Raw genomic sequence first — 21,350 nt, forward strand, 5'->3', positions numbered from 1 at the left:
CAACGAGGAGGTGGTTCCTTCGGTCGAGGAGTCGCCCACGATCTCCGCGTCCACCGAACTTCAGGCGTTCGACCCCTCGATGCCCGTGGAAATCGACTCGCCCGTGCAGTACCCGTCCACGTCGTCGTCGCGCAACCCGTTTCCGCCGATCGCCGACTACGCCTTCCTGTCGGACTGGGAGACAACCTGCCTGATCTCGCCGGCCGGTTCGGTGGAGTGGCTGTGCGTGCCGCGGCCGGATTCCCCCAGCGTGTTCGGCGCGATTCTGGACCGCAGCGCCGGCCACTTCCGGCTCGGACCCTACGGCGTCTCGGTGCCGTCGGCGCGACGCTACCTGCCCGGCAGCCTCATCATGGAAACCACCTGGCAGACCCACACCGGCTGGCTGATCGTGCGGGACGCCCTGGTGATGGGACCGTGGCATGACATCGAACGCCGTTCCCGAACCCATCGCCGCACCCCGATGGACTGGGATGCCGAACATATCTTGCTTCGAACAGTCCGCTGCGTCAGCGGCACCGTCGAACTGATGATGAGCTGCGAACCGGCCTTCGACTACCACCGCCTGGGCGCCACCTGGGAGTACTCGTCCAACGCCTACGGCGAAGCCATCGCCCGGGCCAACAAGCAACCGGACGCGCACCCGACGCTGCGGCTGACCACCAATCTGCGCATCGGACTGGAGGGCCGTGAGGCGCGGGCCCGTACCCGGATGAAAGAAGGCGACGACGTGTTCGTCGCGCTGAGCTGGACCAAGCATCCACCTCCGCAGACCTACGAAGAAGCCGCCCACAAGATGTGGCAGACCACCGAGTGTTGGCGGCAGTGGATCAACATCGGCAACTTCCCGGACCACCCGTGGCGCGCCTATCTGCAACGCAGCGCCCTGACCCTGAAGGGGTTGACGTACTCGCCCACCGGCGCGTTGCTGGCTGCGAGTACCACTTCGCTGCCTGAGACGCCGCATGGCGAACGCAACTGGGACTACCGATACTCCTGGATCCGCGACTCGACCTTCGCCTTGTGGGGCCTGTACACGCTGGGCCTGGACCGCGAGGCCGACGACTTCTTCGCGTTCATCGCCGACGTCTCCGGCGCCAACAGCAACGAACGCCACCCGCTACAGGTGATGTACGGGGTCGGTGGCGAGCGCAGCCTGGTCGAAGAAGAACTCAACCACCTCTCCGGCTACGACCACGCGCGTCCGGTGCGGATCGGCAACGGCGCATACGACCAGGTCCAGCACGACATCTGGGGCTCGGTGCTGGACTCGTTCTACCTGCACGCCAAATCCCGGGAACAGGTCCCCGAGACCCTGTGGCCGGTGCTGAAGAAACAGGTCGAGGAGGCCGTCAAGCACTGGCGGGAGCCCGACCGCGGGATCTGGGAGGTGCGCGGCGAGCCGCAGCACTTCACCTCGTCGAAGGTGATGTGCTGGGTTGCGCTGGACCGCGGGGCGAAGCTAGCCGAGAAGCAGGGCGAACTGAGTTATGCCCAGCAATGGCACGAGATCGCCGACGAGATCAAAGCCGACATCCTCGAGCGCGGCGTGGACTCCCGTGGTGTCTTCACCCAGCGCTACGGCAACGACGCCCTCGATGCGTCACTGCTGCTGGTGGTGCTGACCCGGTTCCTGCCGCCCGACGACCCGCGGGTGCGCGCGACGGTGCTGGCCATCGCCGACGAACTCACCGAGGAGGGCCTGGTGCTGCGGTACCGGGTGCACGAGACCGACGACGGGCTGTCCGGCGAGGAGGGCACGTTCACCATCTGCTCGTTCTGGCTGGTGTCGGCGCTGGTCGAAATCGGCGAAGTGGCTCGAGCCAAGCGGCTGTGCGAGCGACTACTGGCGTACGCGAGCCCATTGCACCTGTACGCCGAGGAGATCGAGCCGCGCACCGGCCGGCACCTGGGTAACTTCCCGCAGGCGTTCACCCACCTGGCGTTGATCAACGCGGTGGTGCACGTGATCAGGGCCGAAGAGGAAGCCGACGGTTCGGGGACCTTCCAGCCGGCCAACGCCCCGGTGTGAGGCCGCGTCAATTCGCACTGGCGAGTTTGCGCAATATCGACTTGACGAGATCGGTTGCCCTGCTTCCGGTTTCGACATGTGGCCGGAGCGAGACGCTGACATCGGCGATGACGTCGGATGCCACGGCTACCGCCCGCTCGACCGGGAAGGGCGGGGTTTGGTGAGTGTCCCAGCACTCGATGCCGGCTGACAGCATCGCCGCGTGGACCTCGACGCCGGTCACGCGCGAAAACCACTGGGTCTTGCTGGAATCCAGGGTGAGCATGGTGACCGTGGTGCCCGCGCAGCTTTGCCACTGCGCGACGAACGACGCGAACAGTCGTTGCGCGTCGGCCGCTGAGGCCAACCGCACCGCCGCTGCCGTCGCGCTCGACGCCACTGCGTCGAGGCCGTAGTTCCAGTAGTCCTGCACGGCGACGTCGCGGACCGGCCCCTTCTCGTACACGACGCGCAATCCGGGGTAAGCCGGCCCGATACAGGCGATTGGCGACGCATCGTGATTGTCGCGGAATCCGTCGGGCAGCAGTTCGATTCCACCCGTTCGCGGCGACGGACTCTGACTCATCTCGTTGCCGACCGCGGTGCGGATGTCTTCGTCGCCGGGCAGGATCTGACTCAGCGGCATTGTCGTTGGACCGGACCGCGGCACCGTGCGTGCCGCAGCGCCGTCCACCGTGCTGACGCACCCGGTTCCCAGCACGGCCAGGCTCAACACGGCGACGATGCGCACCAGGCCGGCGAAAACCATTGCTATTTCTTGCCCTTGTCCCCCGGCGCTTCGGTGGACAACGCAGCCACGAACGCTTCCTGCGGCACATCGACCCGCCCGATGGTCTTCATCCGCTTCTTGCCTTCCTTCTGCTTCTCCAGCAGTTTGCGCTTGCGGGTGATGTCGCCGCCGTAACACTTGGACAACACGTCCTTGCGGATGGCCCGGATATTCTCGCGCGCTATGATTTTCGAGCCGATCGCGGCCTGCACCGGCACTTCGAACTGCTGGCGTGGGATCAGCTCCTTGAGCTTGGTGGTCATCTTGTTGCCGTAGGCGAACGCCGAATCTTTGTGCACGATCGCCGAAAAAGCGTCGACCGCTTCACCTTGCAGCAGGATGTCGACCTTGACCAGTTGCGCTTCCTGTTCGCCGGCCTCCTCGTAATCCAGGCTGGCATACCCGCGGGTGCGCGACTTCAACGAGTCGAAGAAGTCGAAGATGATCTCGCCCAACGGCATGGTGTAACGCAACTCCACCCGTTCGGGCGACAGATAGTCCATGCCGCCGAGCTCACCGCGGCGCGACTGGCTCAATTCCATGATGGTGCCGATGAATTCGCTGGGCGCGATGATCGTGGTCTTCACCACGGGTTCGTAGACGGTGCGAATCTTGCCCTCGGGCCAGTCCGACGGGTTGGTTACCACGATCTCCGTGTTGTCTTCTTTGACGACCCGGTACACGACGTTGGGTGAGGTGGAAATCAGGTCCAGGTCGAACTCGCGCTCAAGACGTTCGCGGGTGATCTCCATGTGCAGCAGGCCCAGGAAACCGCAGCGGAATCCGAACCCCAACGCCACCGAGGTTTCCGGCTCGTAGGTCAGGGCCGCGTCGTTGAGTTGCAGCTTGTCCAGGGCGTCGCGCAGGTTCGGGTAGTCCGAGCCATCGACGGGATACAGCCCCGAATAGACCATGGGCTTGGGTTCGCGGTAGCCGGTCAGCGCTTCCTTGGCGCCGTTGCGCGCGGTGGTCACCGTGTCACCCACCTTGGACTGGCGGACGTCCTTGACCCCGGTGATCAGATAACCGACCTCACCGACCCCGAGCCCGTCGCTGGCCTTCGGTTCGGGCGAGACGATCCCGACTTCGAGTAGTTCGTGGGTGGCGCCGGTGGACATCATCGCGATGCGCTCGCGCGGGACGATCTTGCCGTCGACCACGCGGACGTAGGTGACCACGCCGCGGTAGATGTCGTAGACGGAGTCGAAGATCATGGCGCGGGTCGGCGCGTCGGAGTCGCCCTGCGGGGGCGGCACTTCGCGCACGACGTGGTCGAGCAGGTCGGCGACGCCTGCGCCGGTCTTGCCGGACACCCGCAGCACGTCGCCGGGTTCGCACCCGATGATGTGCGCGATTTCCGCCGCATAGCGATCCGGGTCGGCGGCCGGCAGGTCGATCTTGTTGAGCACCGGGATGATGTGCAGGTCGCGATCGAGCGCCAGGTAGAGGTTGGCCAACGTCTGCGCCTCGATGCCCTGAGCGGCGTCGACCAGCAGAACCGCGCCCTCGCATGCCTCCAGCGCGCGGGAGACCTCGTAGGTGAAGTCGACGTGACCGGGCGTGTCGATCAGGTGCAGGACATGGTCGACCTCATCAACTCGCCAAGGCAGCCGGACGTTCTGCGCCTTGATGGTGATGCCGCGTTCCCGCTCGATGTCCATCCGGTCGAGGTACTGAGCGCGCATCGAGCGCTCGTCGACCACCCCGGTCAGCTGCAGCATCCGGTCGGCCAGCGTCGACTTGCCGTGGTCGATGTGAGCGATGATGCAGAAGTTCCGAATCTGCGCCGGCGGTGTGAAGGTCTTGTCGGCGAAACTGCTGATGGGAAATCTCCTGGTCGAGCGGTCAACGAGTATGCCCAGCGTATCGGTGCACAGCAGCCGGGACACAATCACACGGTTATGCTGCGAGCATGGCACCGGGTAAGAAGTCGTCCGGCAAGTCACAGTGGAAGACGTTCCAGCGGTTCGCGGAGAACTTGGTCAACGAGGCTCCGAAGGTAGTCCAGCGTCTGCAGAACACGCAGGAGACGCTCAAGACCATCCAGCAGGCGGTGAAGGTCACCGCGAACATCATGGCGATGGGGCTGCCGGCGCCGCCCACCGAGATCACCGCTGGGCGGCCAGTGACCAAGACGAGCTTTCCGACTGCGCAGCGGGCCCGCAGGGTGGTCTATTCACCCGACCTCGACGGCCGGGCCGATCCCGGTGAGATCGTGTGGACCTGGGTGGTCTACGAGGACGATCCGACCCGCGGCAAGGACCGACCGGTGCTGGTCGTCGGCCGCGACCGCAGCGTGTTGCTCGGGCTCATGCTCTCCAGCCAGGAACGGCACTCCGATGACCGGGACTGGGTCGCCATCGGTTCCGGCGACTGGGACTACGAAGGCCGGCCGAGCTGGGTGCGGCTGGACCGGGTGCTCGACGTGCCCGAAGAAGGCATCCGCCGCGAAGGCGCGGTCCTGGAACGGGAAACCTTCGAAGTGGTAGCCGCCCGGCTGCGTGCGGAGTACTCCTGGCGCTGACGTACGCGAGCGCCAGGAAGTCAGCCCTGCGTGATGTAGGACTGCAACTGCTGCTGCTCGGCCTCGAGTTCACCCATGCGCGTCTTGACGACGTCACCGATGCTGACGATGCCGATCAGCTTGCGGCCGTCGAGCACCGGCACGTGCCGCACCCGGTTCTCGGTCATCAGCACACTGATGTTGTCCACCGTGTCGGACTTGGTACAGGTGGCGACGGCGCTGGTCATGATCTTGGAAACGGGGCGCGACAGCACGCTGGCACCGTGCACGTGCAGTTGGCGCACGACATCGCGCTCCGACACGATCCCGACCACACCCTCGTCGCCCATCACCACCATGGCGCCGATGTTCTGTTCGGCCAGGCCAGCAAGCAGTTCCCGGACCGTCGCATCTGGGTTGATCGTCGTCACCGCCGCACCCTTGTTCCGCAAGACGTCCGCGATCCGCATCAATGCCTCCCGTCGGTGGTGATCTGATTCACACAGGCTACGACTAACTCGCCCGGTGGGAAAGGACGCATCTGAAGCACGCGGGAGCCCGAATCAGCCGATTGCGGTGAAACCTATCGAGTCGGCTTGCAAGGATGGGCCCATGATCGAGGTCACCCTGCTCGGCACCGGAAGCCCCATCCCCGATCCCAACCGCGCCGGACCCGCCACCCTGGTGCGTGCCGGCGGCCGGGTGTTCCTGGTGGACTGCGGCCGCGGGGTCTTGCAGCGTGCGGCGGCGGTCGGGGTGGGCGCCGCCGGCCTGTCGGCGCTGCTGCTCACCCACCTGCACAGCGACCACATCGCCGAACTCGGTGACGTGCTCATCACCAGTTGGGTCACCAGCTTCGCGCCGGACCCCCCGCCGCTGCAGATCATCGGTCCGCCCGGGACCGCGGAGGTGGTGCAGGCGACGCTCAAGGCGTTCGGCCACGACATCGGATACCGGATCGCCCACCATGCCGACCTGAATGCCCCGCCCCCGATCGAGGTACACGAGCACACCGACGGGCTCGTGTGGGACCGCGACGGCGTGACGATCCGGGTAGCCCCCACCGATCATCGGCCGGTAGCGCCGACCATCGGGTTCCGGATCGAGTTCGACGGCGCGTCGGTGGTACTCGCCGGCGACACGGTGCCGTGTGCCAGTCTGGACGAATTATCCTCTGACGCCGATGCTTTGGTACACACCGTGATCCGCAAGGACATCCTCAGCCAGGTTCCGCAGCAGCGGGTCAAGGACGTCTGCGACTACCACTCGTCGGTGCAGGAGGCCGCCGCGACCGCCGCGCGCGCGGGCGTGGGCACCCTGATCATGACGCACTACGTACCCGCCGTCGCGCCGGGCCAGGAGGAGCAGTGGCGGGCGCTGGCCGCCACCGAATTCGGCGGACGGATCGAGCTGGGCGACGATTTGCACCGGGTCGAGGTCTCGGCGAGACAATGATCGCGGCACCCGCAACTCGTGCGGGTGCAAATTGATGTTTTCGTGCTGACATCGCGGTATTATCCGCTCCTGCCGCTTCGTCGAAAGGTGCCGCATGTCGTGGTTCGCCGTGGGGCCAGAGGCAGTCGCGGCTGCCGCAGACAGCCTGGCCGGCGTCGGATCCACCATCAACGAGGCCAACGTCGCGGCGGCCCTGCAAACGGCAGGCGTGCCGGCTGCCGCGGCGGACCAGGTCTCGGCGGCGATAGCAACATTCTGGGGATCGCACGCCCGGGGCTACCTGAACATCGGCACCCAGATGTCGGCATTCCACGACCAGTTCGTCCAGGCGCTGTCCGGTAGTGGCGCCGCCTACGCCAACGCGGAGGCGGCGGCCGCGTCGCCGTTGCAGGAGTTGCTCGGCGTGATCAATGCGCCCACCCAGCAGCTGCTCGGCAGGCCGCTGATCGGTGACGGCGCCGACGGAGGCACCGTCGGCGGCATCGGCCAGCCCGGTGGGGCCGGCGGACTCCTGTACGGCAACGGCGGGCGCGGCGGGAACAGTACGAACACCGGGGCGGTCGGCGGCAACGGCGGAGCCGCCGGGTTGATCGGTAACGGTGGGGCCGGCGGCAGCGGCGGCGGCGCCGCCGCCGGCGGCGCCGGTGGCAATGCCTGGCTGCTCGGGGCGGGCGGAGCCGGGGGCAGTGGTGGTATCTCGGCTGTGGGCCTCAACGGCGGCATCGGTGGAAACGGCGGCATGGGTGGCGTCTTCTACGGCAATGGCGGTGCCGGCGGCATCGGCGGGGCGGGGAGCCCGACCAATGCCGGCGGGGTCGGCGGGCTGGGCGGCGACGCGCAATTCTTCGGCAACGGCGGAGTCGGCGGAGCCGGTGGCGGGAACGCTACCTCAGGCGGTCAGGGCGGTGACGGTGGCGCCGGCGGCGCGCTTTTCGGCGTCGGCGGGGTCGGCGGCGGAGGCGGGAGCGGCGACTTCGGCGGAAACGGCGGTGCCGGTGGAGGGGCCGGCTATGCGTTCGGTAACGGCGGTAGCGGCGGCCACGGCGGCAACGGGAACACCTTCGGCGGCAGCGGCGGAGACGGCGGCCGTTCGGCGCTGATCTTCGGCTTCGCCGGCGGTGGCGGGGACGGCGGCGCCGGACTCGGGCCCACCCCCAACTCCGGCGGCACGGGCGGAGTGGGCGGTCTGGTCGGCTTGTTCGGTGTTGCCGGGGACGGCGGAATGGGGGGTGCCGGCGGCGGCTTCGGCGGCCAGGGCGGCAGCGGGGCACTGCTTATCGGCAACGCCGGCAACGGCGGCGCAGGCGGAATCGGCATCGCGACCAACCCGGGTGGCGGCCCGGGCGGGGCAGGTGGAGATGCCCAGTTCATCGGCAACGGCGGCAACGGCGGTCCCGGCGGGATCGGTCTGGCACCTGGTTCCAATGGTGCAGGTGGAGCCGGTGGTGCTCCGGGTACCTTCGGCAGCCCCGGCCTACCCGGCTGAAGTGGCCCTCGTCTTCCTGGTCGGGAGCAGGTAGATTCCAGCGATCTGGAATTTGTGCATCGCCAGGTGCTGAAAGCGCGTAATAATGATTAGCGAGGCGAAAGGGCGAACTGCCGTCCTCGCCCGCCGCTACCGAACGCGAGGTGTGGTCCATGTCGTGGTTTGTCGCAGGGCCGGAGGCCATGGCTGCTGCGGCGAGCGACCTCTCCCGCATCGGGTCGACCATCGGCGAGTCCAACACGGCCGCGGTGCAGCAGACGACGGGCGTTCCCGCATCCGCCGCCGATCAGGTCTCGGCGGCCATCGCGACGTTCTGGGACGCGCACGCCCAGGGTTACCAACACATCAGCGCCCAGATGTCGACGTTCCACGACCAGTTCGTCCAGGCACTGACCGCAGGGGGCGCCGCCTACGCCCGCGCCGAGGAGGCCGCGGACGCATCGCTGCGAAGCGCGCTCAACGCGCCCGTCCGGGATCTGCTGGGCCCGCCGGCGTGACGGTGCGCTAAGCCAGCCGGGTGATCTCCACCTCAACATCCAGATCGGTCGCGCCCAGGCCGGAGTAGATACCTTTGAGCGGCGACACGTCGGCGTAGTCGCGACCGACCCCGACGCTGATGTACTGCTCGGTGATCTCGGTGTCATTGGTGGGGTCGTAGTTCAACCATCCGCCGACCCACGCCTGGATCCAGGCGTGGCTGCGGCCCGCGACGGTCTTACCGATCGCGGCGTCGGCCCTGGGGTGCAAGTATCCGGAGACGTAGCGGCCGGGAATTCCCATGCTGCGCAACAGGATCAGCGTCAGGTGCGCGAAATCCTGGCACACGCCCTTGCCCTTTTCCAGCGCATCCAGGCCGGAGGAATGCACGCCGGTGGTACCGGGCAGATAATCCAGCTCGCTACGCGCCCACCCGGCCGCGGCGACGACGGCCTCGCTCGGGTCGTGGTTCTTGGTGATCCGCTTGCCAACGGCGGCAACACGTTTGCTGTTCGGGGTGTAATCGGTGGGACGCAGCACCTCGTCGAACCGGTCGATCACGGCTGCCGATTGCAGCTCTTCCCAGTTGGTTTTCGCCGCGGGCGGCTCCGGCCGCTCGGTTTCCACCACCGACGACGACGTCACCGTCAACTCGGTGTGCGGCGCATGCAGGTCGAATGCCGTGACCGCCGTGCCCCAGTAGTCGATGTAGCGGTAGGACCGGGTGGCCGGAATCGTCTCCACCCGGTTGAGCACCACGTTCTGACGCGTGTTGGAGCGCGGTGTGAGCCGGGCTTCGTTGTAGGACGCTGTCACCGGCGACCGGTACGCGTACCCGGTGGTGTGCACCACCCGCATCCGCCACATCAGGATTCTCCTTGGCTTTCCAGTGTGTCGGCCAACACCTCACGCTGCCTGGCATCCGTCCACGCCACCCAGGGAGCGGCATGAAAGTACTGCAAAGCCAACGCATCTCCGACATCGTGACAGGTTCGCTGCAGGCCCGCCAAGCGGTTCTCCAGCGTTTCGAGCAGCACCCCGGGCTGGACGAACTCCAGTTCGCTGCGTGCCTGACCGAGTAGCCGCTGCGCTTCGGTGGTGGCCCCGATGCGGCTCTGCGGGTTGTGCAGCAGCTCCTCGAGATTGTGTTCGGCCAGCCGCAGCGAATAGAAGACAGAACGGGGAAACAGCCGGTCCAGCAGCATGAATTCCACCACCCGGCTGGCGTCCAGCGCGCCGCGGTAGGTGCGCAGATACGTGTCATGCGCGCCGGCCGAACGCAGCAGGGTCACCCACGCCGGTGATGACGCGCTGTCGCCTACCCGGGACAACAACAGCCGCACCGTCATATCGACCCGCTCGATCGCGCGGCCCAGCACCATGAACCGATAGCCGTCGTCACGGGACAGCGTCGAATCGGCCAGTCCGGCGAACATCGCCGCACGGCCCTCGATGAACGACAGGAACTCATGCGGCCCAAGCCGTTTGGCGGCACGCTCGCGTTCGGGCAGGGCGTGGTAGGTGGTGTTGATGCACTCCCAGGTCTCGCTGGAGGTGACCTCGCGCGCCGATCGCGCGTTCTCTCGCGCCGCCGAGATCGCATCGACGATCGAACAACCGCCCTCGGTGTTGGGGCTGAACGCCACCAGGTCCGTCAACGACCAGACGTCGAGGCTGTGGTCGGGTGGTTCGATGCCGAGCACCTTCAACAACAGCCGGGAGGCCTGGTCGGGGTCGACGCTGGAATCCTCGAGGAGCTGGTGCACGGCAACATCCAGAATGCGGGCGGTGTCGTCGGCGCGTTCCACGTAGCGACCGATCCAGTACAGCGCCTCGGCGTTGCGGGCAAGCATCAGTCGGTCGCCTTCTGTTGTTGCTGCTGCTGTTGCTGTTCCTTCTTCGGTGCACCGTCGACGGACTGGCGCGTCTGCTGCTGAGGCTGTGTCTGCGCGGGCCGGTTGCCGTCGGGGTGCTGTTCGGGCACCGGCCTCGGCAGTGACCGCACCACCTGGGCGCGGCCCAGTTCACGAGCGGCCACCGAGGTCCGCGGCGCCAGTACCCAGGTGTCCTTGGACCCGCCACCCTGGCTGGAGTTCACCACCCGAGACCCCTCGACGAGGGCGGTGCGGGTCAAGCCCCCGGGCAGCACCCATACCTCGTTGCCGTCGTTGACGGCGAACGGCCGCAGGTCGACATAGCGCGGCGCCAGGTTGCCCTCGATACGGGTGGGCACCGTCGAGAGCTCCATCATCGGCTGCGCGATCCAGGCGCGTGGATCGTCACGAATCTTCTTGCCGATCGCGGCGAGCTCTTTCTCGGAGGCCTCCGGACCGAACACGATGCCGTAACCGCCGGATCCCTCCACCGGCTTGATCACCAGCTCGTTGATCCGGTCCAACACTTCTTCGCGTTCGTCGTCGAGCCAGCACCGGTAGGTGTCCACATTCGCCAGCAGCGGCTTCTCGCCGAGGTAGTACTCGATGATGGTGGGCACGTAGGTGTAGACGAGCTTGTCGTCGCCGACGCCGTTGCCGATCGAGCTGGAGATGACGACGTTGCCGGCCCGGGCGGCGTTGACCAGGCCGGCCACCCCGAGCACGGAATCGGCCCGGAACTGCAGTGGGTCCAGGAAGGCATCGTCGATGCGCCGGTAGATGACGTCGACCTGACGCTCCCCCTCGGTGGTGCGCATGTACACCTGGTTGTCCCGGCAGAACAGGTCGCGGCCCTCGACCAGTTCGACGCCCATCTGGCGGGCCAGCAGCGAGTGCTCGAAGTAGGCCGAGTTGTAGACACCGGGGGTCAGCACCACCACGGTGGGGTCGGCCTCGTTGGTCGCCGCCGAATTCCGCAGCGCTCGCAGCAGGTGCGACGAATAGTCGTCGACCGTGCGCACCCGGTGGGTGGCGAACAGATTGGGGAAGACACGCGCCATCGTGCGCCGGTTCTCCATGACGTACGACACACCCGACGGTGAGCGCAGATTGTCCTCGAGGACGCGGAAGTCACCCTTGTCGTCGCGGATCAGGTCGATCCCGGCCACATGGATCCGCACCCCGTTGGGCGGGACGATCCCGACCGCCTCGCGGTGGAAGTGCTCACAAGAGGTGATCAGCCGGCGTGGGATGACCCCGTCGCGCAAGATGTCCTGGTCGCCGTAAATGTCGTCGAGGTACTTCTCGAGGGCCTTCACCCGCTGAGTGATGCCACGCTCGAGCCGTGTCCACTCGGCGGCCGAAATGACCCGCGGCACCAGGTCCAGCGGGAACGGCCGTTCCTGCCCCGACAGGGAGAACGTGATGCCCTGGTCGATGAAGGCGCGGCCCAGCGCGTCGGCGCGGGCCTTGAGTTCTGAGGCGTCGGTGGGCGCGAGTTCGGCGTAAATGCCCTTGTAGGGGCCGCGGACGTTGCCCTGGGCGTCGAACATCTCGTCGAAGGCCATCGAGTAGGCAGCTGAGGTGTTATAGCCCTCGAAAATACGCTCGGATCGGACGGGCGACCGCCGCGGGGATGCCTCGATCTGGTTCGGGAAACTCACCTGTGTCATGCTGCCTCAATTCCCCCATCCCGGCAGACCGAGAGTTCCGCTTTTGGGCGAAAACGTAACCGACTGATAACCTGAGCAGTCGCTATCGGGTTGCAGATACCCCGAGCAAAGCCAAAACGAAACGGGATAGGGAACTGACGCGTGGCCAACATCAAGTCGCAGCAGAAGCGCAACCGCACTAACGAGCGCGCGCGGCTGCGCAACAAGTCGGTGAAGTCTTCGCTCCGCACGGCCATCCGCGCCTTCCGCGAGGCCACCCACGCAGGTGAGAAGGAAAAGGCGGCCGAGTTGCTGGCGTCGACCAGCCGCAAGCTGGACAAGGCGGCCAGCAAGGGCGTCATCCACAAGAATCAGGCCGCCAACAAGAAGTCGGCGTTGGCGCGCTCGCTCAACAAGCTCGGCTGAGCGTTCTCCCGCTAACTCCCCAGCGCCGTCAGGTCGAGGCCAGCTCGGCCACTTGCCGCACCGCGGCCTCCAGGGCGTAGTCGGCGTCCACGACGGCCCCCTTGACGTTCGCGTTGAGCCTGGCGACCACCCGCGACGCGACAGCCAGCCGATCGCGCGACCAGCGCCGGGCCTGTTTCTGCGCTTTCTGCACCCGCCACGGCGGCATCTTCAATTGTCCGGCGAGCCGATAGGGGTCGCCGGACAGCGGCATCACCACGCCGATGGTGTGGATCGCCTCGGCCAGCGCGTCAGCCAGCACCACCAGCGGCTCGCCGCGCATCATCGCCCACCGCAGCGCTTCAGCGGCGCCGGCGACATCGCCGGCCACAGCCTTGTCGGCGATGTCGAAGCCTTTCACCTCGGCCTTGCCGCTGTGGTAGCGCCGGACTGCGGCGGCATCGACGGCCCCACCGGTGTCGGCGACCAGTTGGGAACAGGCCGACGCGAGCTCCCGGATGTCGGAGCCCACCGCATCCAGCAGGGCCGTCACGGCCTCGTCGTCGACCCTGACCTTGAGCGTGCGGAATTCGCCGCGGACGAAGTCGCTGCGCTCACCGGCCTTCGTGATCCGAGCGCATGGGTGCACCTGGGCGCCCAGCGACCGCAGCTCCCCGGCCAGTGCCTTGGCCCGTCCACCGCCGGAGTGGACCACCACCAGCACCGTGCCGGCGGGCAGGTCCGCGGCGGCCGAGGCGACCAGCGCCGCCGCGTCCTTGCCTGCCTCGCCGGCCGCTTCCAGCACGATGATCCGCTCCTCGGCGAACAACGACGGGCTGAGCAACTCCGTGAGCTCGTAAGTGCTGACATCGCCCGCGCGCATCCGGTTGACCGGGACGTCGGCGATTCCGGAGTCCGCGCCGGCGCCGGCCCGCTGCCGGGCCGACCGAAGTATCTGCCCGACGGCCCGCTCGATCAGCAGTTCCTCTTCGCCCAGAACCAGGTGCAACGACGAATCACCGCTCACCCCACGATGGTGTCATGAGGGAGCGACGGCTTCCGACACCGACCAGGCCACCGCACATCCGACCACGATGCACGCCAGCGCCAGGCGGCACCGACGCCACCGCCCCACGATCACGATCGCCAGCGTCGCGCAGCCGACCCCCAGCAGGCCGGCCGGTCCGGCCGGTACCGGGACGCTGGCCCCCGGCACGCAGGACGCCCAGTGCGCGACGCGCAGCACCCACCACACTTCGGGGCCGGTGAACCGGACCAGCAGCTGGGCACCGGCGGGCCAGGCGGCCACCAGCGCCGCCGCCGCGGTACCGAGCACGGTGATCGGCGCTATCACCGGCGCCACCACCAGGTTGGCCAGAACGGCCACCAGGCTGAACCGGCCGGAGATCGCAGCGACCAGCGGCGCGGTCACCACCTGCGCCGCTCCGGCGACCGCCACCGCGTCGGCCAGCGGTTTCGGCCACCCCTGCCCGGCCAGCCGGCGCGACCATCGCGGGGCGATCACCACCAGTGCCGCGGTGGCGACCACCGACAGCGCGAACCCCACGTCGACTGCCAACTGTGGCGCCACCATCAACAGGACGAGGACGGTCGCCGACAGCGCCGGCATCGCCTGGCGCCGACGCGACGACACCATCGCCACCAGCGCGATGGCGCCCATCACTGCCGCCCGCAGCACGCTGGCGCTCGGCTGTACGACGAACACGAAGGCGAGCAGCGCCGCCGCGGCCAGCAGCACAGCCGGCCGCGGCCCGACCAGCCGCGCCGACAACAACATCGCGCCACACACGATCGTGACGTTGGCACCCGATACGGCCGTCAAATGGCTCATGCCCGCCGCACGGAACTCCCCGCTGGTGGTGCCGGTCAATTGCGAGGTGTCGCCGAGCACCAGCGCCGGCAGCATCGCGCCCTGATCGGACGGCAACACCTGATGTGCCGCGGTCGCGAACCCGCTGCGGACCCGACCTGCCGCCCGGTAGAGCGGTGGCGCCCTGCCCCATTCCGGCTGTCCCACCGCGGTGAGCACCGCGACCGTCAGGTCACGACGGGCGGGCCGGCTGATCCGGGCGGCGAACCGCACCGGACGGCCCGCCTCCACCTCACTGAAATCCGCGGAGCTGGCGAACACCGTTATGCGGCCTGATATTTCGTCGTCACGCAATCGTCGCAGGGTGGCCTTGAACATCAGCCGGCCACGTCCGAGCGGGCGCACGGCCTCGCTGGGGACGACGGTCACCGGCGCGACGGTGCCGAAGGCCGCGGTGATCGGGTGGTGCGCGACGGCGTCGGCGCGCAGCGCGATCGCCAGCCCGTACCCCGTGCCCACCATCCCGACCGCCGTCAGCCCGGCACTGATTGCGGCACGCGTGGCTCTGAAACCCGTCCCCCGCCACAGCACCGCGGAAGCGACGGCCAGCACCGCACCACATCCGGCCAGCGCGCCGCCCACCGGCCACACGGTGCCGGCCGCCGTCACGATCCACCCGGTCAGGGCGGCCGGAACCAGACGCACATCCAGCCGCTCGCCTGGATCTGCCGCCAAGCCTGCCCGGGGCTGATGCGCCGGATCAGACACGGACCAGCGAGCGCAGCTTGTCCAGCCGCGCCTGCCCGATACCGTCCACTTCGGCGAGCTGATCGACGCTGGTGAACCGCCCGTGGGCGTGACGCCACGCCACGATCGCCGCCGCCGTGACCGGGCCGACCCCGGGCAGGCCATCCAGTTGCTCGACGGTCGCGGTGTTCAGATCGACCACCTCCCCGGGCGCCGACTTAGGTTTTCCAGAGGTGGCCGGCCCGGCCGAGGGCGACTGCGCGGCGGGGGCGCCGGGTCCGACCGAGCTGCCCAGCACCGCCGGCTTGCCGGGAGCCGGCGCCATCCCTACGACGATCTGTTCACCGTCAGCCAGCGGCCTGGCCATGTTCAGTCCGACGGTGTCCGCCCCCTCGACCGCTCCCCCGGCCGCCTGCAGCGCATCGGCGATCCGCGCGCCCGGTGCCAGGGTGACCAGGCCCGCCTTGTGCACCAGGCCGACGACGCTGACCACTACCGGCCGGTCCGGTCCCGGCGTGGTCGACGCCTTCGGACCCGTCGACGAAACCCGTTCCACCGGTGGAAGTTTGGCCGAAGTCACCGGGGACGGCCGGTCCCGGACCACGGTGAAAACGGTGATCAATACCGCCAGAGCGGCGATGATCGCCAACGCGATGGCGCCGGCGCGGCCGGGGTCGGCGCGCAGCCGGGTGATCCAGCTCTGTTGCGCGCCGGTGTCGGGAAGCCACCGCGGTAGCAACGAGTTCGGGTCGTCTTCGTCGGGGTCGGACTCGGCGCTCTCCGCCTGCGGATCCGGGTCGCCAGTCAGCCGGCGCTGCAAGCGCTCGGCAGGGAGTTCAGTTCGCATGCGGTGACCGTATGCGGGGCCACCGCCACGACCGGGCGCTGCCGGCGCGCCCCGCAGGCCGACTGTGGATCAATGCCGAGCTGTGGAAAAGCCGCTCGCCGAGCAGGTTTGGCCGGCCATCCCGCGGGTAGCCACGACGCCATGAGTTTGGCTTTGATCACCGGCGCGTCGAGCGGCATCGGCCTGGAGCTGGCCAGGCGGTTCGCCGAGCATGGCTACGACCTGATCATCGCGGCCGAGAACTCCGACATCCACGTCGCCGCACAGAAACTCGGGCCCTCGGGCGTCCATATCCGTCCCATCCAGGTGGACCTGCGCACCGGCAAAGGGGTCGAAGACCTCTATCGGCAGGTCAGCGCGGACGGACAACCGCTGGACGCCGCGGCACTCAATGCCGGGGTGGGCCTCGGGGGATCTTTCGTCGACAGCAGCGTGGACGACGCGTTGGCGCTCGTCGACCTCAACGTGCGGTCCACCGTGCATCTGGCCAAGCTGATTCTGCCCGGCATGGTGCGGCGCCGCGGCGGCAAGATGCTGTTTACATCGTCGATAGCCTCGACCATGCCCGGCTCCCACCAGGCGGTGTACAACGCGTCCAAGTCATTCATCCAGTCGTTGTCCGAAGCGCTGCACGACGAACTGGGCAAGACCGGGGTCACGGTCACGGCCTTGATGCCCGGGCCCACCGAAACCAACTTCTTCCGGCGCGCGGGCATGGCGGGCACCCGGATAGGGCGCATGAGCCGCAAGGACGACCCGGTCGAAGTGGCCAGAGAAGGCTTCGACGCGTTGATGGACGGCGATCGCAAGATCGTCGCGGAGTCGCTGCTGACCAAGGCCATGGGCATCGGCAACAAGCTGCTGCCGGACTCGGTCAAGGCCGCGGCCAACAGGGTGATGTCGACACCCCGGTCGACAGCGAGCAGCACGGAGAAGAACCGATGAGCGTCAATGCGAATCCCAACACCGACGCCTCGATCGGCGAGCTGATATCCCAACTCTCGTCGCAGACCTCCCGGCTCGTGCGCGACGAAATGCGGCTGGCGCAAAAAGAACTCGTCCAATCTGCCAAACACGCCGGCGCCGGCGCCGGGCTGTTCGGCGCGGCCGGGCTGCTGGCGTTCTTCGGTCTGGCGAGCTTGATCGCCGCCGCCATCGCGGCGTTGGCGCTGGCCCTGCCCACGTGGGCGGCCGCCTTGATCGTGGCTGCGGCGTTGTTCGCCATCGCGGGAGTGGCGGCCCTGATCAGCCGGCGGCAGACCAAAGAGGTGACGCCGGCGGCCCCGCACGCGGTCGCCAGCGTCAAGCAGGACATCGAGGAAGTGAAGGGCGCCCGACATGGCCGAAGCTGAACGCACCCCGCCACCAACCCAGTCACCCGAACCGGGCCCCGACGCCGAGATACGCGACATTCAGCGCGACATCGAGCGCACCCGGACCCAGCTCGGCGAAACCGTCGAAGTTCTCTCGTCGAAGGCCGACGTTGCCGAGCGGGCCAAAGAAGCCGCACGCGCCGCGCAACCGACGCTGATAGTGGCCGCCTCGGCCGCCGGCGTCGCTCTCGTCGCGCTGCTGTGGTGGCGTCGCCGGCGGCGCTGAGGTCTGCCGCCAACCGACCACCCGGTGGGCGAATGCCGCCGCCCAGCGCCTAACGTGCAGTACAGGACCGCCGTAACCCCTGCGTCGACGGTCACCACGGACACAGGAGGCTGCCGATGAAACTGGCGCTCACGCCCGACGAAGCCGCGTTCCGCGACGAACTGCGGACCTTCTTCACCACCGAGATTCCGGGCGATATCCGCGACCGGGTCCGACAGGGTGGTCACCTGACGCGCGACGAGATCGTCGCCAACCACAAGCTGCTGCACGAGCACGAGCTGGCAGTGCCGAACTGGCCCGTCGAATGGGGCGGAAAAGACTGGACACCCACCCAATTCCAGATCTGGACCGACGAGATGCAGTTGGCCAGCGTCCCGGAGCCGTTGAACTTCAACACCAAGATGGTGGGCCCGGTGATCGCCGAGTTCGGCTCACCGGAGGTCAAGGAACGGTTTCTGCCGCCGACGGCCAGCCTCGACATCTGGTGGTGCCAGGGCTTCTCCGAGCCCGAAGCCGGATCGGACCTGGCTTCGCTGCGCACCACCGCCGTCCGCGACGGTGACAGTTACGTCGTCAACGGGCAGAAGACCTGGACGACGCTCGGCCAGTACGCGGACTGGATCTTCTGCCTGGTACGCACCGACCCCCAGGCACCCAAGCGCCAGGCCGGCATCTCGTTCCTGCTCATGTCCATGGACACCCCGGGCATCACGCTACGGCCGATCAAGTTGATCGACGGCAGCGTCGAGGTCAACGAGGTGTTCTTCTCCGACGCCCGGGTGCCGGCCAATCAGCTTGTCGGAGAAGAGAATCAGGGTTGGAGTTACGCGAAGTTCCTGCTCGGCAACGAACGCACCGGGATCGCCCAGGTGGGCCGCACCAAAGTGCGTCTGGCGGAGGTGAAGCGGCACGCCGCCGAGAGCGGCCTGCTTGAGGACCCGTTGTTCGCCGCCCGACTGGCAGAGGCCGAGAACGAGGTGCTCGCACTGGAACTCACCCAGGCCCGGGTGGTGTCGAGTTCGGTCGGTGGAAAACCCAACCCGGCATCGTCGGTGCTCAAGCTGCGCGGCAGCCAACTGCAGCAGATCGCCACCGAACTGATGGTCGAGGTGGCCGGTCCCGACGCGCTGCCGGTGGGCGGGGACGGCATCGCCTCCCCGGAATGGGCCCAGTCCAGCGCCCCGACTTATCTCAACTACCGCAAGACCTCGATCTACGGCGGCAGCAACGAGGTGCAGCGCAACATCATCTCCTCGACCATTCTCGGATTGTGAGGCAGTCATGGACTTTCAGTTGAGTGAAGAGCAGGCACTGCTGCGCGACACCACCCGGGAACTGCTGTCGCGAAGCTACGACGCCGAGAGTCGCAACAAGGCGATCGACACCGAGCTGGGCTGGAGCCGCGAGGTGTGGAATCAGCTCGCGGAGATCGGGATCCTGGGTCTCGGGTTCGAGCCCGAGGAGTCCGGGCAACTCGAGATCATGGCGGTGCTCATCGAGGTCGGACGCCGGCTGGCGCCCGAACCCATCGTGCACGCGGCGCTCGCGCCCGGCTCGCTGATCGCCGAGCTCGGCACCGACGCGCAGAAAGAACTGCTCGACGAGGTCGCCGCGGGCCAGCGGCTGCTGGCCTTCGCCCACCTGGAGCCGGGTCAGCGTGGCGGCTCGGGGCAACCGGCCACTAGCGCTGTACGGCAAGGTGATTCGTGGACCGTCAGCGGACGCAAGAGCCCGGTTCCGGCCGGGGACTGCGCCGAAACACTGGTGGTCAGTGCGGCGCTGCCGGACGGCGGCACCGGGTTGTTCCTGGTTGACGCCGAAGCCGTCACGCGCTCGCCGTTCCGCACCTTCGACGGTCAGCGCGGCGCTCAGATCGACCTGGACGGCGCGGCCGCCGAACCGTTGGGCGACGGGTCTGATGCCTCGGGAGCCGTCGCCCGCGCCATCATCCGGATCCAGTCGGCACTGTGTGCCGAGGCGATGGGCGCCATGGAGGAAGCGCTGCGGCTGACCACCGATTACCTCAAGGCCCGCAAGCAGTTCGGGGTCACCCTCAACAAGTTCCAGACGCTCACGCAGCGGGCGGCCGACATGTACGTGTCACTGGAGCTGGCGCGCAGCATGAATCTGTACGCGGCCATGTCGATCGCCGACGGAAACTACGACCCGGTGATCGCCGCCCGCGCCAAGCTGCAGATCGGCCGCTCGGGGCGGCACATCGGGCAGGAGGCGATCCAGCTGCACGGCGGCATCGGCATGACCGCCGAGTACCCGGTGGGCCACTACACGGCCCGGCTCACCGCGATCGATCAGACGCTGGGTTCGACCCAGGACCAATTGCGGGTGCTCATCGACCACATCGGCGAATACGACCTCGCCAAGATCTGAGCGACACCCACGCCAGATTGGGGGACTGCGCGTCAGAAGTCGAAGGCAGTCTCGGCAGGAACGTCGCTGACGAACGCCGCGTCGAACCGGCCGATGATGTCAGCATCTTTGGCGCGTACCCGGTTCGCAGCGGCCAGCGTCGCGGCCCGGTGTACCCCCAGGTATAGGGAGCCCAGCGCGTCGAGGCCCATGTCGATCTCGGCCGGCACGTCAGTCGGCGTGCATCGCGCACGGCCGTTGCGGATGTCCAGTGCAAATCGTCCCTGGCCGCACACTGCCAGCACCGTGGAGAGATCCGCCGCGTAGGTGCGCGCCTCGAGGACGCTCGGTACGTCGGCAATCCGGATCCACAAACCGTCCTGTCGCCAGGTGGTTTTCGCCAGCCGGGGGTCGGTGAGCAGGAACGGCAGCGGATCCTGCGGGTGCGTGAGGATGCTGATCCGCTGGACCGAATCCAGGCCCAACAGAGCCCGCCACAACGCGCCACGGGCGTCGGCGGTGAGCGCCCTGAGTTCGTCGACGCGCGCCAGGGTGGGGTCGAGGTTGTCCACCCGATAAATTGCATACCCGTCCGGATGCAGCAGCCCGAAAGACTTCATCGAACCGCCCGGCACGGACGGCCGTTGGGCTAGCAGCTGTTCCCAGAGCACTTGGGGCCGCATCATGCCGCCGGGCACCCGCCGTCGCCAACGCTCGTAGATTTCCTCGAACGCGCCCTGGTGCATTGTCGGCGGGACGAGTCTGACAGCTTGCGGACCGAGCCCCGGTGCGTCGCCGTGCCATTGGACGAAGCGCCGATCAATGGTGAGCTCCTGCAAGACAGTGGCGGGCCCGTAACCGAACCGGCCATAGATGCCGCCCTCGCTGGCGTGCAAAGCAGCCAGCGGATACCCGGAATCGGCCATCCGCCGATGCAACTCGGTACACATCGCGCGCAGCAGTCCGCGCCGCCGGTGCGTGGGTGCAACCGCGACGAAGCTCAGACCCGCAGTCGGCAGGACCGCGCCGCCGGGCACCGTCAGCCGCAGATCCAGATACAGGGCCATCGCGACCACGTCATCGCCGGCGCGTACCACGACGGCGCCATTGTGGGGTATCAGAGTGCGCAAGCGGCTCGTCACATCGGGCCCGACAAAGTCGGCGAAACTGTTGGCGGCCAAGAAGTACATCCCCGGCCAGTCGTCATCGCCCGGACTGCACAGCCGCAACGATGCGGGTAGCGGGGAGCCGGGCGACACAGTCACGGGATCTGACTGTGTCACACACACCCCTGGCGCGCATCCGA

Annotated in this window: 21 protein-coding genes; 11 read left to right on the forward strand and 10 right to left on the reverse strand. The window is 67.8% G+C overall.

From position 1 onward, the window contains the following. Nucleotides 1–79 precede the first annotated feature (79 nt). Nucleotides 80–2,032: a glycoside hydrolase family 15 protein gene (locus tag JX552_RS20760; protein ID WP_205878589.1), complete on the forward strand. Its 1,953-nt coding sequence runs from the start codon at nucleotides 80–82 to the stop codon at nucleotides 2,030–2,032. A 7-nt stretch (nucleotides 2,033–2,039) separates the two neighbouring features. Here the strand turns inward: JX552_RS20760 and JX552_RS20765 are convergent, their stop codons facing one another. Then, nucleotides 2,040–2,780 (reverse strand): sensor domain-containing protein, encoded by a 741-nt coding sequence (locus JX552_RS20765; protein WP_241010657.1) that lies wholly within the window; start codon nucleotides 2,778–2,780, stop codon nucleotides 2,040–2,042. A 2-nt stretch (nucleotides 2,781–2,782) separates the two neighbouring features. Next, a complete protein-coding gene (gene lepA / locus JX552_RS20770; RefSeq protein ID WP_431195880.1) occupies nucleotides 2,783–4,720 on the reverse strand; it encodes a translation elongation factor 4 in 1,938 nt (645 codons plus the stop codon). Between lepA and JX552_RS20775 the strand changes: the two genes are divergently transcribed. Beyond that, nucleotides 4,714–5,325: a type II toxin-antitoxin system PemK/MazF family toxin gene (locus JX552_RS20775; protein ID WP_205873788.1), complete on the forward strand. Its 612-nt coding sequence runs from the start codon at nucleotides 4,714–4,716 to the stop codon at nucleotides 5,323–5,325. The genes lepA and JX552_RS20775 overlap by 7 nt on opposite strands. Before the next feature lie 20 nt (nucleotides 5,326–5,345). On the opposite strand, the gene JX552_RS20780 is transcribed toward JX552_RS20775, so the two are convergent. Beyond that, nucleotides 5,346–5,774: a CBS domain-containing protein gene (locus tag JX552_RS20780; protein WP_205873789.1), complete on the reverse strand. Its 429-nt coding sequence runs from the start codon at nucleotides 5,772–5,774 to the stop codon at nucleotides 5,346–5,348. Between the two features lie 142 nt (nucleotides 5,775–5,916). Between JX552_RS20780 and JX552_RS20785 the strand changes: the two genes are divergently transcribed. The 3 genes from JX552_RS20785 to JX552_RS20795 all read left to right on the forward strand — a co-directional run bounded on the left by JX552_RS20785 (nucleotide 5,917) and on the right by JX552_RS20795 (nucleotide 8,742). Further along, nucleotides 5,917–6,759, forward strand: coding sequence for a ribonuclease Z (locus tag JX552_RS20785; RefSeq protein ID WP_205873790.1), 843 nt, complete (start codon nucleotides 5,917–5,919; stop codon nucleotides 6,757–6,759). Nucleotides 6,760–6,853: 94 nt separating this feature from the next. Then, nucleotides 6,854–8,245: a PE family protein gene (locus JX552_RS20790; RefSeq protein WP_205873791.1), complete on the forward strand. Its 1,392-nt coding sequence runs from the start codon at nucleotides 6,854–6,856 to the stop codon at nucleotides 8,243–8,245. Nucleotides 8,246–8,397: 152 nt separating this feature from the next. Further along, nucleotides 8,398–8,742: a PE family protein gene (locus JX552_RS20795; RefSeq protein WP_205873792.1), complete on the forward strand. Its 345-nt coding sequence runs from the start codon at nucleotides 8,398–8,400 to the stop codon at nucleotides 8,740–8,742. 7 nt (nucleotides 8,743–8,749) lie between these two features. Here JX552_RS20795 and JX552_RS20800 read toward each other — a convergent pair whose 3' ends face one another. Genes JX552_RS20800 through JX552_RS20810 form a run of 3 tightly spaced genes read right to left on the reverse strand, consistent with a single transcriptional unit; the run spans nucleotide 8,750 to nucleotide 12,269 of the window. Further along, the gene (locus JX552_RS20800; protein ID WP_205873793.1) at nucleotides 8,750–9,589 is read right to left on the reverse strand and encodes a transglutaminase family protein; all 840 of its coding nucleotides are present in this window, start codon (nucleotides 9,587–9,589) and stop codon (nucleotides 8,750–8,752) included. Beyond that, on the reverse strand, nucleotides 9,589–10,575 hold the full coding sequence (locus tag JX552_RS20805) for an alpha-E domain-containing protein (RefSeq protein ID WP_205873794.1): 987 nt from the start codon (nucleotides 10,573–10,575) through the stop codon (nucleotides 9,589–9,591). Before JX552_RS20805 ends, JX552_RS20800 begins: the two co-directional genes overlap by 1 nt. Continuing rightward, nucleotides 10,575–12,269, reverse strand: coding sequence for a circularly permuted type 2 ATP-grasp protein (locus tag JX552_RS20810; RefSeq protein ID WP_205873795.1), 1,695 nt, complete (start codon nucleotides 12,267–12,269; stop codon nucleotides 10,575–10,577). The genes JX552_RS20805 and JX552_RS20810 overlap by 1 nt, the downstream gene beginning before the upstream one ends. A 141-nt stretch (nucleotides 12,270–12,410) precedes the next feature. On the opposite strand from JX552_RS20810, the gene rpsT reads away from it, so the two are divergent. Beyond that, on the forward strand, nucleotides 12,411–12,674 hold the full coding sequence (rpsT, locus tag JX552_RS20815; protein ID WP_205873796.1) for a 30S ribosomal protein S20: 264 nt from the start codon (nucleotides 12,411–12,413) through the stop codon (nucleotides 12,672–12,674). 28 nt (nucleotides 12,675–12,702) lie between these two features. Here the strand turns inward: rpsT and holA are convergent, their stop codons facing one another. From holA to JX552_RS20830, 3 genes are read right to left on the reverse strand one after another with little or no spacing between them, the layout of a single operon-like run. Beyond that, the gene (holA, locus tag JX552_RS20820; protein WP_205878593.1) at nucleotides 12,703–13,662 is read right to left on the reverse strand and encodes a DNA polymerase III subunit delta; all 960 of its coding nucleotides are present in this window, start codon (nucleotides 13,660–13,662) and stop codon (nucleotides 12,703–12,705) included. Between the two features lie 30 nt (nucleotides 13,663–13,692). Continuing rightward, nucleotides 13,693–15,219 carry a ComEC/Rec2 family competence protein gene (locus tag JX552_RS20825; protein ID WP_431195999.1) on the reverse strand — a complete coding sequence of 509 codons (1,527 nt, stop codon included), beginning with the start codon at nucleotides 15,217–15,219 and terminating at the stop codon, nucleotides 13,693–13,695. 25 nt (nucleotides 15,220–15,244) lie between these two features. Further along, on the reverse strand, nucleotides 15,245–16,078 hold the full coding sequence (locus JX552_RS20830) for a ComEA family DNA-binding protein (protein ID WP_205873797.1): 834 nt from the start codon (nucleotides 16,076–16,078) through the stop codon (nucleotides 15,245–15,247). A gap of 141 nt (nucleotides 16,079–16,219) precedes the next feature. Between JX552_RS20830 and JX552_RS20835 the strand changes: the two genes are divergently transcribed. The 5 genes from JX552_RS20835 to JX552_RS20855 all read left to right on the forward strand — a co-directional run bounded on the left by JX552_RS20835 (nucleotide 16,220) and on the right by JX552_RS20855 (nucleotide 20,065). Beyond that, nucleotides 16,220–17,023 (forward strand): SDR family NAD(P)-dependent oxidoreductase, encoded by an 804-nt coding sequence (locus JX552_RS20835; protein ID WP_205873798.1) that lies wholly within the window; start codon nucleotides 16,220–16,222, stop codon nucleotides 17,021–17,023. Next, entirely contained in the window at nucleotides 17,020–17,430 is a 411-nt protein-coding gene (locus tag JX552_RS20840) for a phage holin family protein (protein ID WP_205873799.1), read from the forward strand. The genes JX552_RS20835 and JX552_RS20840 overlap by 4 nt, the downstream gene beginning before the upstream one ends. Next, the gene (locus JX552_RS20845; protein WP_205873800.1) at nucleotides 17,417–17,677 is read left to right on the forward strand and encodes a DUF3618 domain-containing protein; all 261 of its coding nucleotides are present in this window, start codon (nucleotides 17,417–17,419) and stop codon (nucleotides 17,675–17,677) included. The genes JX552_RS20840 and JX552_RS20845 overlap by 14 nt, the downstream gene beginning before the upstream one ends. 116 nt (nucleotides 17,678–17,793) lie before the next feature. After that, nucleotides 17,794–18,951: an acyl-CoA dehydrogenase family protein gene (locus JX552_RS20850; protein ID WP_205873801.1), complete on the forward strand. Its 1,158-nt coding sequence runs from the start codon at nucleotides 17,794–17,796 to the stop codon at nucleotides 18,949–18,951. A gap of 7 nt (nucleotides 18,952–18,958) precedes the next feature. Then, nucleotides 18,959–20,065, forward strand: a complete 1,107-nt coding sequence (locus tag JX552_RS20855; protein WP_205873802.1) for an acyl-CoA dehydrogenase family protein — start codon at nucleotides 18,959–18,961, stop codon at nucleotides 20,063–20,065. Between the two features lie 32 nt (nucleotides 20,066–20,097). On the opposite strand, the gene JX552_RS20860 is transcribed toward JX552_RS20855, so the two are convergent. Then, entirely contained in the window at nucleotides 20,098–21,327 is a 1,230-nt protein-coding gene (locus tag JX552_RS20860) for a GNAT family N-acetyltransferase (protein ID WP_431195881.1), read from the reverse strand. Nucleotides 21,328–21,350: the final 23 nt, after the last annotated feature.

Origin of the sequence: Mycobacterium gordonae (assembly GCF_017086405.1) — a bacterium.
GTDB classification, from domain to species: domain Bacteria; phylum Actinomycetota; class Actinomycetes; order Mycobacteriales; family Mycobacteriaceae; genus Mycobacterium; species Mycobacterium gordonae_D.

Bases quoted from the DNA above. Each gene is read 5' to 3' on its own strand.
- JX552_RS20760 (WP_205878589.1), top strand. From the start codon at position 80: ATGCCCGTGGAAATCGACTCGCCCGTGCAGTACCCGTCCACGTCGTCG.
- JX552_RS20765 (WP_241010657.1), bottom strand. From the start codon at position 2,780: ATGGTTTTCGCCGGCCTGGTGCGCATCGTCGCCGTGTTGAGCCTGGCC.
- JX552_RS20775 (WP_205873788.1), top strand. From the start codon at position 4,714: ATGGCACCGGGTAAGAAGTCGTCCGGCAAGTCACAGTGGAAGACGTTC.
- JX552_RS20780 (WP_205873789.1), bottom strand. From the start codon at position 5,774: ATGCGGATCGCGGACGTCTTGCGGAACAAGGGTGCGGCGGTGACGACG.
- JX552_RS20785 (WP_205873790.1), top strand. From the start codon at position 5,917: ATGATCGAGGTCACCCTGCTCGGCACCGGAAGCCCCATCCCCGATCCC.
- JX552_RS20790 (WP_205873791.1), top strand. From the start codon at position 6,854: ATGTCGTGGTTCGCCGTGGGGCCAGAGGCAGTCGCGGCTGCCGCAGAC.
- JX552_RS20795 (WP_205873792.1), top strand. From the start codon at position 8,398: ATGTCGTGGTTTGTCGCAGGGCCGGAGGCCATGGCTGCTGCGGCGAGC.
- JX552_RS20800 (WP_205873793.1), bottom strand. From the start codon at position 9,589: ATGTGGCGGATGCGGGTGGTGCACACCACCGGGTACGCGTACCGGTCG.
- JX552_RS20805 (WP_205873794.1), bottom strand. From the start codon at position 10,575: ATGCTTGCCCGCAACGCCGAGGCGCTGTACTGGATCGGTCGCTACGTG.
- JX552_RS20810 (WP_205873795.1), bottom strand. From the start codon at position 12,269: ATGACACAGGTGAGTTTCCCGAACCAGATCGAGGCATCCCCGCGGCGG.
- JX552_RS20830 (WP_205873797.1), bottom strand. From the start codon at position 16,078: ATGCGAACTGAACTCCCTGCCGAGCGCTTGCAGCGCCGGCTGACTGGC.
- JX552_RS20835 (WP_205873798.1), top strand. From the start codon at position 16,220: ATGAGTTTGGCTTTGATCACCGGCGCGTCGAGCGGCATCGGCCTGGAG.
- JX552_RS20840 (WP_205873799.1), top strand. From the start codon at position 17,020: ATGAGCGTCAATGCGAATCCCAACACCGACGCCTCGATCGGCGAGCTG.
- JX552_RS20845 (WP_205873800.1), top strand. From the start codon at position 17,417: ATGGCCGAAGCTGAACGCACCCCGCCACCAACCCAGTCACCCGAACCG.
- JX552_RS20850 (WP_205873801.1), top strand. From the start codon at position 17,794: ATGAAACTGGCGCTCACGCCCGACGAAGCCGCGTTCCGCGACGAACTG.
- JX552_RS20855 (WP_205873802.1), top strand. From the start codon at position 18,959: ATGGACTTTCAGTTGAGTGAAGAGCAGGCACTGCTGCGCGACACCACC.